An 11,768-nucleotide genomic window follows, 5' to 3' on the forward strand; every position below is an offset into this window, starting at 1 on the left:
CGGGGGATTTTTTTTTGATTTATGTTTCGCTACTTCATCATATATAAGCCATATAAAACGTTGTCGCAATTCACTTCATCGCTTGATAATAAAAAAACATTGGCTGATTATTTTGCTGTTCCTAAAAACGTTTATCCTGTAGGCAGATTAGATGAAGACAGTGAAGGTTTATTAATATTAACCAACGATGCAAAATTGAATCATCGTTTATTAAATCCTTTTTTTGCGCATGAAAGGGAATACTGGGCACAGGTTGAGGGCAGTATTACTAATGACGCTGTAATGCAGATGCAGCAAGGGCTGCAGCTTAATATAAAATCTTCTCTGCACCAAACAAAAGAAAGCGTTGTAACTGTATTTAGCGAAGCGCCGGTAGTTGCCAAACGCATGCCGCCGGTGCGTTACCGCGCCAATATTCCCACATCATGGATAAAAATAATTTTAAAGGAAGGCAAGAACAGGCAGGTGCGAAAGATGACGGCAAAGACTGGCTTTCCTACACTGCGTTTAATCCGTTATCGCATTGAAGACATTACATTGGATAACATGCAGCCGGGCGCCATGATAGAGCTTTCTCAAAAATCAATTTATAAAAAACTATTTTATGGCAACTTATGAAGTGCGTAATGAAATGTATGCCATCACAACCGATACATCCAAACTTGATGTTAATGTTATACATCAATATCTTTCTGAAGAATCTTATTGGGCGCAGGGTATGCCCAGAGATGTTGTTGAGAAGTCAATTGATAACTCTTTATGTTTTGGATTGTATTATAACGATGCCCAGGTTGGATTTGCCAGGCTGATAACTGACTGCGCCACGTTTGCTTATCTCGCTGATGTATTTATACTGCATGAACATCGTGGCAAAGGTTTGTCTAAATGGCTGATGGAGGCCATACAGGCGCATCCTGAATTGCAAAACCTGCGCAGGTGGCTGCTTACCACAAAAGATGCACATGGTTTATATGAACAGGCTGGATGGACGAAAGTTCCGGATGATTATATTTACCGTTTTATGATGCGGCATAATCCTGATGTTTATAAGAAGCCTGGAAATGAATAATGGCCTTGACGATGTTTTTAAAAACAAAGGCGTCCTGCATCTTGAAGATGATGCAGGACGCCTGAATATTTTTCTTACAACCTACATGGCTGCAAGCTGAACTTTTTGTGTGAGCTCTGCCACATTTTCGCGAAACAAACTGTCGGTATCTATAAGGTCTTTTACGGTCTGGCAACTGTGTATAACCGTTGTGTGGTCTCTGCCGCCAAAATGCTCACCGATAGTTTTTAAAGAGTTTTTGGTAAAGGCTTTGGCGAGGTACATGGTTATTTGCCTTGCCTGTACAATTTCGCGTTTGCGTGTTTTCTGAAGCAGTTTATCATACGGCACGGCAAAAAAATCGCATACCATTTTCTGAATGGCATCTATTGTAATTTCCTTGCTGCTGGTGCGTATAAAATTGCGCAGCACTTTCTTTGCAAGATCAAGGTCTATATCTCTTTTATTAAGTGAAGACTGAGCGAGCAGGGAGATCATGGCGCCTTCCAGTTCGCGTACATTATTGCTGATGTTATAAGCCACATATTTCACCACATCTTTTGGTAATTCAAGGCCATCATTCTTCATTTTACGCTCAAGTATTTCAATGCGTGTTTCATAATCGGGCACCTGCAGGTCGGCGCTTAAACCCCAGCGGAAACGGCTTAATAAGCGTTCCTGCATGCCATCAAGGTCTTTTGGCGGTTTATCGGATGTAAGCACCAGTTGCTTGCCGCTCTGATGCAAATGATTGAAGATGGCAAATAAGGCGTCCTGCGATTTTTCAGCCTTGGCAAAGAACTGCACATCGTCAATTATCAATATATCTATCAATTGATAGAAATGAATGAAATCGTTAATGGCATTGTTGCGGCTATGATCCTGAAACTGGTTAATAAATTTCTCACTGCTTACATACAAAACAATCTTGTGCGGATGCAGGCGTTTCACTTCATTGCCTATTGACTGGCCCAGGTGCGTTTTACCCAGGCCTACACCACCATATATAACCAGCGGGTTAAATGAGCTTGCCCCGGGTTTTTCTGCAACGGTTTTACCTGCACGGCGCGCCACACGGTTGCAATCGCCTTCAATAAAAGAATCAAATATATAAGCGGGATTGAGCTGCGGATCAATCTGCATTTTCTTTATGCCCGGAATTACGAAGGGGTTTTTAACCTCATCATTTATTACAAGAGGAAAGCTCATTTCATTGTTATTATAAAATTTTATATTACCGGCAGGCACATCCATGCTGCCGTTCTTTCCTTTGCTGCCACTGTCAACCAGAATGCGGTATTCGAGCCTGGCTGTTTTACCAAGTTCGCGTTTAAGTGTTTTTGCAAGAAGCGTTACATAATGTTCTTCAAGATATTCAAAAAAGAATTGGCTTGGTACTTCAATTAATAAGACATTACTGTTTAGTTCAAGAGGTTTAATTGGTTCAAACCATGTTTTAAAATGCTGCCATTCCACTATGTCTTTTATTATCTTCAAACAATTGTCCCATACTTTGTCTGCGTTTTTGTTCATAGTAAAATTCAAACGTTAATTTGAGTTAGTAGATTCTGTTCAACCGATAAAAAATCCCAAAAAAATTCCATTTTTTTCCGCAACGGATTTTTTTTTGGGACAGAGAACGAATATCAAACCTAATATGTTGAAAAAAAAATTTTTTTAAGCGCTTTTTTTACATCAACAAGGCCGGAAAAAAATTTTATAAACGCAAATATTTATAAATGAGCAACATCAGCATGTTGATGTTTTTTTAATGCGATTTGAAAAAATTTTCCCTTTGTTTTTATGATAAAAATTATGTATAAAAGAAGAAAATTTTAATATAAAAAACCCCCATGCCTTTTGTTGTGCATGGGTCTTTCCCTGAAAGCCTTATTCAGCGTGTATTTGAGGGATTCCTGTTGATAATTTTTTTGGTTTAAAATTTTTTTTTTTGAATTAAACCCCTGCGAGCTCCAAACTTTTCTTTTTCAGCCTTCTTATTTCAACGTCTTCAATAACCGGCTCGGGCGATAAGATGAGCGAAGTATTATTTTCTCTCCACCAGTTATTATTTTTTAATTCACTGAAAGGCAAAACGCCAACCAGGTATTTGCGTTCTGCTTCAGCATGCCATTCTTCAATCCATTCAAATTTTTCTTTGGGAATATATTGCCAGTCATCAAAGCTTACATAAGTTTTAATATAAAAATCTTCGCTCAGTTCGGGAATAATATGATGGTATAGCTTTTTGTATTCATAATGGTAATTATAGCGCAGTGCAGATATATCGCTCAGCATAGCAGAAGCTGTTGGAAAGCTGCCGGCGCCTTTGCCATAAAAGAATTGCTTATCGGCAAAAGAGCTTTCGATAACAACACCATTATACTCATTTTTTACAAACGATAAATGATCATCGGCTTTTACAAACTGCGGCAATACAAATGCAGCTACTTTTCCATTCAACAATTTCTTTGCCTGTGCCACAAGCTTTATATCATAATGCTTTTCTTTAGCTACCAATGCATCGTTGAGCTGTATGTGCTGAATGCCATTAAAAACAATGTGCTCAGGATGTTCCACTATGCCATAAGCGTGCGTTAACAGAATGGCCCATTTGTTTACGGCATCCCATCCGTCCACATCCAATGCGGGATCGCTCTCTGCAAAGCCTAATTGCTGCGCCAGCAATAATGCATCTTTAAAGCTGAGGCTTTCTTCAAACATTTTTGTAAGAATAAAATTCGTTGAACCGTTTACAATTGCTTTTAATGAATGCAATAAATCATTATCATAATATTCTTCCAGGTTTCTTATAACGGGAATAGATGCGCAGGCGGCAGCTTCGTATAAAAACGATCTGCCTGTTTGCTTTTGCAGCTCCAGTAATTTGGGAAGATGTTCCGCTATCATTTTTTTGCTGGCGCTTACGGCATGCTTACCGTTTAATAAAGCGGTTGAAACAATATCAAAAGCCGGTTCGCTTTCGTTTATCACTTCAACAATTACATTTATTTCTTCATCCTTCAGCAATGCATCTTTATCTGTTGTAAATAATTCTTCCGGCGCATTTCTTTTTTTGCCCGGGTGTTTAATGCAAACTTTTTTAATGCTTGCATTTAAAGAGGATGTTTGCTGAAGCGCCTTGTATAAACCTTCGCCTACCACACCGAAACCAAATAAACCTATCGTTAGTTTCTTATGATATTTCCCGGTGTTATTAATTGCCTTGCCCATGTATTAATTATTAAAAGCCTCTCCTAAATCCTCTCCAAAGGAGAGGACTTTAAAGTCGCTATATTTTTGATGTTAAAAAATTAAGTATGCCTTCTTGCCCTTCTCCCCTGGAGAAGGGTTGGGATGAGGCCAGGAATGTTTTAATCGCCTCTTCTATTTGCTCATATTCCAGCAAAAAGCCATCGTGCCCGTAAGGTGAATGTATTTCCCTGAATTCTGCATACGGTATATGCGCTGCTATAAATTCCTGTTCTGTTGGCGGAAAAAGCAAATCGCTCGAAATGCCAATCACCAATGCTTTCGCTTTTATTTGTTCCAAAGCTTTTACGGCGCTTTCCCTGCCACGGCCCACATTATGGTTATCCATGCCTTTGCTTAAAAAATAATAGCTGAAAGCATTAAAGCGCTTAGCCAGTTTTTCGCCCTGGTATTGCTGGTAGCTTTCAGAACTGCGTTCCCGGCTGTTCAGATCATCTGAAGTTATTTTTTGGGTGAGCTTATACGTGTCATAACTTCTGTAAGAAAGCAGGGCGATTGAACGCGCCGTTTTCATGCCTTCCAAACCGGCATCCACCTGTTGTTCTTTCCAGGTGATATCATTTTCGATAGCTAAACGCTGCGATGCATTGAATGCAACGCCCCATGCCGAATGAAACGCATTGGTGGCAATGGGAATAATGTATTGAAACAACTCCGGTTCTTCAATGCTCCATTCCAGCAATTGCTGGCCGCCCATGCTGCCGCCAATGCCGATATGTATCTTAGTAATACCAAGATGAGATTTCAGGTGCTGGTAAGCCCTTATCATATCCCGTGTGGTAAACCAGGGAAATGCATGGTACCAGGAATGATTGGTTGCCGGGTTTATATCAAAGGCATTGATGCTGCCATAACAACTCCCGGGCATGTTTACACAAACAATAAAATATTTTTTGGGGTCGAAGAATTTATCGTTGCCCACCAGGCCGCCCCACCATTCAGCGGGATCGCTGTTGGCAGTTAATGCATGAAATATCCAAACCACATTGCTTTTATCTGCATTCATTTTTCCATGCGTGGTATAGGCAAGATGAAAGCCGTTTAATATGCTGCCGCTTTCCAGCTTAAATGGTTTGTTACAGGTAAACGTTTTTGACATTCATTTTTTAGTTTAAGCGTTCACAAGTTCACGAGTTCACATGTTGGTTAAACAATGCGAACCCGTGAACATTTGGAACTTAATAATAACAACTACAACACAAACGATTTTGAGAACACTGCATCAAACGCCTGTTCAAAATCTGCTTTAATATCATCAATATGTTCTATGCCTGCGCTTATGCGAACGAGGTTCGGTAAAACGCCTGCTGCTGCCCTTTCTTCATCGCTTAACTGCTCATGCGTAGTTGATGCAGGATGAATAGCCAGGGTTTTTGCATCGCCCACATTTGCCAGGTGGCTGATTAGTTTTAATGAGTCAATGAATTTACGGCCATTTTCCAACCCGCCTTTTATTCCAAATTGCAGTACGCCACCTGCGCCATTTGTCAAATATTTTTTTGCAAGGTCATAATAAGGGCTGCTTTTTAAACCCGGATACCATACAAACTCAACCTGCGGATGCTGTTCAAGCCACAGCGCCAATGCCAATGCGTTGTCAACAGAACGTTGCACACGCAGGCTTAATGTTTCTAAACCCTGGAGGAACAGGAACGAATTGAACGGGCTAAGCGCAGGGCCAAAATCCCTCAATCCTTCAACCCTTGCGCGAATGGCAAAAGCAATATTGGGCAGCCCAAGCGGATTGCCTTCGCCAAAAATTTCCCAGAACTTCAGGCCATGATAGCCTTCGCTTGGTTCGGTAAACTGCGGGAATTTTCCGTTGCCCCAGTTATAATTTCCCCCATCCACAATTACACCGCCAATGCTGGTGCCATGTCCGCCTATCCATTTTGTGGCAGATTCTACAACAACATTTGCACCCCATTCTACAGGCTTTATCAAATAACCGCCTGCGCCAAAGGTGTTATCAACAATCAAAGGCAGGTCGTATTCTTTTGCTAATGCAGCAAACTTTTCAAAATCGGGAACGTTTAACCGCGGGTTGCCGATCGTTTCAAGATAAATGGCCCTGGTATTTTTATCAATATACTTTACAAAACTTTCAACATTATCGCCATCAGCAAAACGCACATCAATACCCAGCCTTTTAAAAGCAACTTTAAACTGGTTATAAGTGCCGCCATATAAATAAGAAGAAGCAATAAAATTATCGCCCGACTGCAGAATATTATTTAGAGCAAGAAATTGCGCAGCCTGGCCTGAACCCACGGCCAACGCGGCAACGCCGCCTTCCAATGCAGCAATGCGCTGTTCAAACACATCGGATGTTGGGTTCATAATGCGCGTATAAATATTGCCGAACTGTTTCAATCCAAAAAGATTGGCGGCATGTTCAGTATTGTCGAACTGGTAAGAAGTTGTTTGATAAATAGGAACCGCCCTTGATTTTGTTGCAGGATCAACCTGCTGGCCGGCATGCAATTGTAATGTTTCAAAACGGTAACTCATAAAAGTGTTTTTGTGTAAGGAATTAATGAATACTTCAAGCTTGCTGCTTGTTTTGTTTGAGGAAAATTTTACAATAAAAACGGGCGAAGCCCGGCGAGGGGATTATATAATTATGCCTTGCGGCATACAACAGCAAATACAACAAGCACACATGTTAGCCTGTGCGCCGGTAATATTAATATTTTGCTGTTTTTGTATCATGCTTTTTGATAATGCACCGCAAATGTAGTTGAGATTTTTATTTATCACTTAAAAAATTTTTATCTGATTGTTAAGCCTGGCTGCATTGTACAGCGCAATTCCTTAAAACTTTCAAGCGCACAAAAACAAAAAGCGCCCCGGTAAGTCAGAAGCGCTTTGCATATTGTTGAAGATTTTTGAAGCATACATTTCTGACTTATCTCTTCCCGGCCTGTGCCGGAATTGGAGTTGGCACCTTTTTCCTTATGAAAAGGAATGGTTGCCAAGGCTTCAACGGGCCAATCCCTCTGCCTTTCTTGATAAGTGTTACAAAGAACCGGCGCAAAAGTATAACGCTTTAAAAAAACAAATGTCATTTATTTTGTTATGGAAGTGTTGGAAATTTATTCCATTGCTTCAATACTTCCATAATTATAAACAATTGAATTTTGCGGAACTTCTAAGAAGCTGTTTAAATTTTTTCGCACGGAGAACACAAAGCCAACAGAGTAGCTTCATGGCTCTGTGTGCTCCTTTACTCTGTGCTAAAAATCGCTAAAACCCTGTAAAGAATTTAAGTTTTAAACAGCTTCTAAGAAGCCTTGCGTTTTGCTTGGGAAAGGCTTGCCTTTAATTCAGACATAAGGTCTTTTGGCCCGGAATGCACCACCCGCATCTTAGGCGCGGTAAATTTTCTGCCTTTTGCCTTTGCATTAATAAATTTTAATAAAGTTTCTGTATAGCTGTCTTTAAAGTCAGTTATATCAAATTTGCCGCTCAGCTGATCAATAAGCTTTATGGCCATGTTTATTTCGGCTGCGCTTACTTTAGACTGCGGCACTTTTACGTCTTCCGTGCTTCTTACCTCATGGGCGTAACGCAGTTTATGCAGCACCAGTATTTTTTCTGATGCGGAGATAAGGCAAAGGTTTTCCTTATTGCGCAAAACAAAACTGCCAATGGCGGCCTTTCTGGCTTTTATTAACGAATCACGTAATAATATATATGCTTTACCGCCGTTTTTCTCAGGTTCTATATAGTATGCTGCGTCATAATAAATGGCCGGCACTTCGTCCAGCTTTACAAATTCTGTAATATCTATTGTTTTTGTTTTTTCGGGACTGGCTTTTTCAAAATCCTCGTCGGTGAGTATTACATACCGGCCATCTACTTTGTATCCTTTCACAATATTTTCCCACTCCACTTCTTTCCCGGTTTTTTCATTTACTCGTTTAAACAATATATTGGAATGGTCTTTCCTGTCAAGCATATCCAGGTCAATGCTGCCTGGCTGTATGGCGCTGTATAGTTTAATGGGAATATTCACAAGCCCAAAACTTATTGAGCCGCTCCATAATGATCTCATAATTCTTTTTTGGAATAAAGGAAAATATTGTGCCTGTTATTAAAATAGGGGAAAGCGTTTCCCAATAAAAATCAGTTGGCCATCGTTTTCACATCGTTAAACAAGCGCATTTGCATAAGGCTTGCATTAAATTGCCGCAAATGATTTTGCATGAGGTTTCTAAGCGATGTATTGAATTTTTTATCCTTCAGCAATTTCCTGTACGATTTTAAATAAGCATCTTCAAAATACCTGCAAACGCCTTCTATGCTTGAAAATTTCGTTACCGGCATCCGTTTTTCTTTACCGGCATCCTGTTGCTTTTCATTATCATTGCATATCATGGAATCAATCTGGGCGCGCATTTCATTCTCGCACTGCAATGATTCTGAGGTTAGCATATACATGCATTTGGCAAATGGCTTGTCAAAGCTGGTATTGGCAACAGCTTCGAGCGTTTTACGGGCTTCGCTCATTTTATTCACTGTGCTTTTAAGGCGCGTGCAGATATAAGCGTACTGTTTTGCTTCTTTTGGAGAAATCGTGACAAATAGCATACAATTGTTTTTAATTGTTTAAGAAATGCCGCAAAATATATGCCCTTGCTACTGGTATGATTTTAGTAAAAGATTAAATTTTTCAGAAACTTCTTCTAAACTGCGGGAACCGACTAAAATTACTTAAATTTCTCAATGTATGCATAAAACAATTTTTCAGTTTTTTCATTGGTACTATCCAAAGGGAAAGTTATGGAAGGAGGTGATGGAACAGGCCCGCCATCTTGAGTGGATAGGCATTACCGATGTATGGCTTCCGCCTCCTTATAAATCTTCTGCCGGCGCTGATGGCGTGGGCTATGATGTATATGATCTTTTTGACCTTGGCGAATTTAATCAGAAGGGCTCGTTTAAAACAAAATACGGAACAAAAAAACAGTTTGTTGATGCAGTAAAAGCTTTACACAGGCATAACCTGGGCGCAATGGGCGACATTGTGCTTAACCATAAAAACGGCGCCGATGAAACCGAAAAAGTAAATGTTATACAAGTTGATTATTACGACAGGAATAAAGTTATATCAGAGCCTTTTGAAAAAGATGTTAATACCAAATATTACTTTCCCGGCCGCAATAAAAAGTATTCTGAATTTATTTGGGATTTTCATGCCTTTACCGGTATAGATGAATGTACCAATGAAAACGAAAAATGTATTTACAAGATTATTAACGGCTATGGTGATTTGTGGGATGATGTAGTGGGTGATGAATTTGGAAATTTCGATTACCTGCTGGGGGCCGATATAGAATTCAGAAACCCCAACGTTACTGCAGAGCTTAAATACTGGGGCAAATGGTTTATTCAGAATTGCTATATAGACAGCCTGCGGCTTGACGCCGTAAAGCATATATCGCCCCACTTTTACAAAGAATGGCTCGATTATTTAAAAGAAACGTTTCAGAAAGAATTTTTTACGGTGGCAGAATACTGGAGCAGCAATGTTACATACCTGCATGCCTACCTTGATGCAATGGAAAACCGCGTACAGCTATTCGACGTGCCTTTGCACCAAAATTTTTATGAAGCTTCCAAACAAGGCAAAGACTTCAGCCTGCCCGATATATTCAATAATACACTGGTGCAAACACGTTCGCAAAGTGCCGTTACGTTTGTTGATAACCATGATACGCAACCCACACAGGCCCTGGAGTCTTTCGTTGAATACTGGTTTAAGCCACATGCCAATGCATTAATATTATTGAGGCAGGAAGGTATTCCCTGCGTGTTTTATCCAAGTTATTATGGCGCTTCCTATAATGTTAATGGTAACGAGATACAGCTTGCACCGGTGCCCAATTTGTATAAGATGATGATGATACGGAAGCATTTATTTGAAGGAGAACAGCATGATTATTTTGATCATCCCAATTGTATAAGCTGGTTTGTAGCGGGCACAGAACAAAACCGGAATGCAGGTTTTGTTGTTGTATTATCCAATAGCGATGATGGCTTTAAAGAAATGAATTTGAGCGGACTGAATGCCAGCAGGAAATTTATAGACATAACCGGAAGCTTTGCTGATGCTGTTGTTACCAATAATGATGGCGCTGCCATCTTTCCGGTTAAATCGCGCAGCATAAGCCTTTGGATTAAAGAAGAGGCGCTGGATGCTGTAAAATGATAACATCTAAACTATTGAATATGCGATGGGGAATAATCGGCCCTGGAAATATTGCCAGAGAATTTGCAAATGATCTGCAATATGTGAATGAAGATACATGTGAAGTAGGCGCTGTTCTTGGCCAAACCTTAGCGTATGCAAAAGCATTTGCAGATGAACATGGCGGTTTTGCCATACAGAATATTAATGATTTAATAGTGCATAAACCCGATGCTGTTTACATTGCCACACCGCATTCCCTGCATTATGAGCATGCCATGTTTTGCCTTGAAAATAAAATACCGGTGTTGTGTGAGAAACCACTTGCTATAAATGAGAAACAGGTTTACGGGCTTATTGAAGCGTCAAAAAAGAATAATACTTTTTTAATGGAAGGATTGTGGACGCGCTTTCTTCCAAGCTTTCAGTTTCTCTTCGATATTATTCAGTCTGGAACAATAGGTGAGATTTTGCAGGTGCATGCCGACATGAGCTTTATTGCCGAGAAAGACAGAACCAACCGTTTTTTCAATCCTGAATTAGGTGGCGGCTCGCTGCTTGATGTGGGTGTATATACTATTTATTTAAGCTATCTCTTACTGGGTAATCCTGATAAAATATTTGCCTGTGGCAAAGTGAATGAATCAAATATTGATGAAACCTGTGGCATCGCATTAAGTTACAGCGATGGAAAATATGCCATGCTCGAATCTTCTATTATTACCCAAACACAAAACAGCGCATGGATATATGGTAGCAAAGGAACCATTCGTATAAAAAGGCCCTGGACGGAACATCCTGAAAAAATTGATGTCCGTATTATGAATGCGCCAACGCGGGAACATTATCCTTCCTGGCAGGGCAGGGGCTTTCAGTACGAGGTGGATGAAGTGATCCAATGCCTCAAGAGCAATACAATGGAGAGCAATATTATTTCTCATAAGGCAAGCCTGAACGTTGTAAGAATTATGGACGCCGTTCGTTCGCAGCTTAATATTGTTTATCCTTACGACAAGGCTTAGCCCACAAAAAGGCAAACACATCTCTTTTAGAAGCTGTTTAATTTTTTTTCGCACAGAGAACACAGAGCCAGCAGCGGCGCTTCATTACGCTGTTTACTCCTTTGCTTTGTGCGAAGAATCGCTGAATTCCTGTAAAGAATTAAATTTTCAAATCATTATTGTCCGGATAAAAATTATCGAATCTCTTGAAACCATTTGTCAGAGCGGGTTCTGGCCCCTCTCCTTTGGAGAG

At 40.1% G+C, this 11,768-nt stretch carries 10 protein-coding genes and 1 riboswitch; of the genes, 4 read left to right on the plus strand and 6 right to left on the minus strand.

The features are described 5' to 3' along the window. Nucleotides 1-21 precede the first annotated feature (21 nt). Nucleotides 22-618 carry a pseudouridine synthase gene (locus tag QM629_RS05790; RefSeq protein WP_415158127.1) on the plus strand — a complete coding sequence of 199 codons (597 nt, stop codon included), beginning with the start codon at nt 22-24 and terminating at the stop codon, nt 616-618. Then, nucleotides 605-1,069, plus strand: coding sequence for a GNAT family N-acetyltransferase (locus QM629_RS05795; RefSeq protein WP_415158129.1), 465 nt, complete (start codon nt 605-607; stop codon nt 1,067-1,069). The genes QM629_RS05790 and QM629_RS05795 overlap by 14 nt, the downstream gene beginning before the upstream one ends. Before the next feature lie 81 nt (nt 1,070-1,150). On the opposite strand, the gene dnaA is transcribed toward QM629_RS05795, so the two are convergent. From dnaA to QM629_RS05825, 6 genes are all read right to left on the minus strand, one after another. Continuing rightward, a complete protein-coding gene (gene dnaA, locus QM629_RS05800) occupies nt 1,151-2,581 on the minus strand; it encodes a chromosomal replication initiator protein DnaA (protein ID WP_415158131.1) in 1,431 nt (476 codons plus the stop codon). Between the two features lie 423 nt (nt 2,582-3,004). Continuing rightward, complete coding sequence (locus QM629_RS05805; RefSeq protein WP_415158133.1) at nt 3,005-4,282, minus strand: homoserine dehydrogenase; 1,278 nt, start codon at nt 4,280-4,282, stop codon at nt 3,005-3,007. Nucleotides 4,283-4,340: 58 nt separating this feature from the next. Continuing rightward, on the minus strand, nt 4,341-5,420 hold the full coding sequence (locus QM629_RS05810) for a homoserine O-acetyltransferase family protein (protein ID WP_415158135.1): 1,080 nt from the start codon (nt 5,418-5,420) through the stop codon (nt 4,341-4,343). 92 nt (nt 5,421-5,512) lie between these two features. Beyond that, on the minus strand, nt 5,513-6,832 hold the full coding sequence (locus QM629_RS05815) for an O-acetylhomoserine aminocarboxypropyltransferase/cysteine synthase family protein (RefSeq protein WP_415158137.1): 1,320 nt from the start codon (nt 6,830-6,832) through the stop codon (nt 5,513-5,515). A 394-nt stretch (nt 6,833-7,226) separates the two neighbouring features. Next, nucleotides 7,227-7,339, minus strand: a riboswitch (SAM riboswitch). A gap of 265 nt (nt 7,340-7,604) precedes the next feature. Next, the gene (locus QM629_RS05820) at nt 7,605-8,378 is read right to left on the minus strand and encodes a Ku protein (RefSeq protein WP_415158139.1); all 774 of its coding nucleotides are present in this window, start codon (nt 8,376-8,378) and stop codon (nt 7,605-7,607) included. Nucleotides 8,379-8,449: 71 nt separating this feature from the next. Continuing rightward, entirely contained in the window at nt 8,450-8,914 is a 465-nt protein-coding gene (locus QM629_RS05825; protein ID WP_415158141.1) for a hypothetical protein, read from the minus strand. 139 nt (nt 8,915-9,053) lie between these two features. Between QM629_RS05825 and QM629_RS05830 the strand changes: the two genes are divergently transcribed. After that, the gene (locus QM629_RS05830) at nt 9,054-10,535 is read left to right on the plus strand and encodes an alpha-amylase (protein WP_415158143.1); all 1,482 of its coding nucleotides are present in this window, start codon (nt 9,054-9,056) and stop codon (nt 10,533-10,535) included. A gap of 20 nt (nt 10,536-10,555) precedes the next feature. After that, entirely contained in the window at nt 10,556-11,536 is a 981-nt protein-coding gene (locus tag QM629_RS05835) for a Gfo/Idh/MocA family protein (protein ID WP_415158145.1), read from the plus strand. The last annotated feature ends 232 nt before the right edge of the window (nt 11,537-11,768 follow it).

Source organism: Parafilimonas sp., from assembly GCF_047606085.1.
In the GTDB taxonomy this organism is placed as follows: Bacteria; Bacteroidota; Bacteroidia; order Chitinophagales; family Chitinophagaceae; genus Parafilimonas.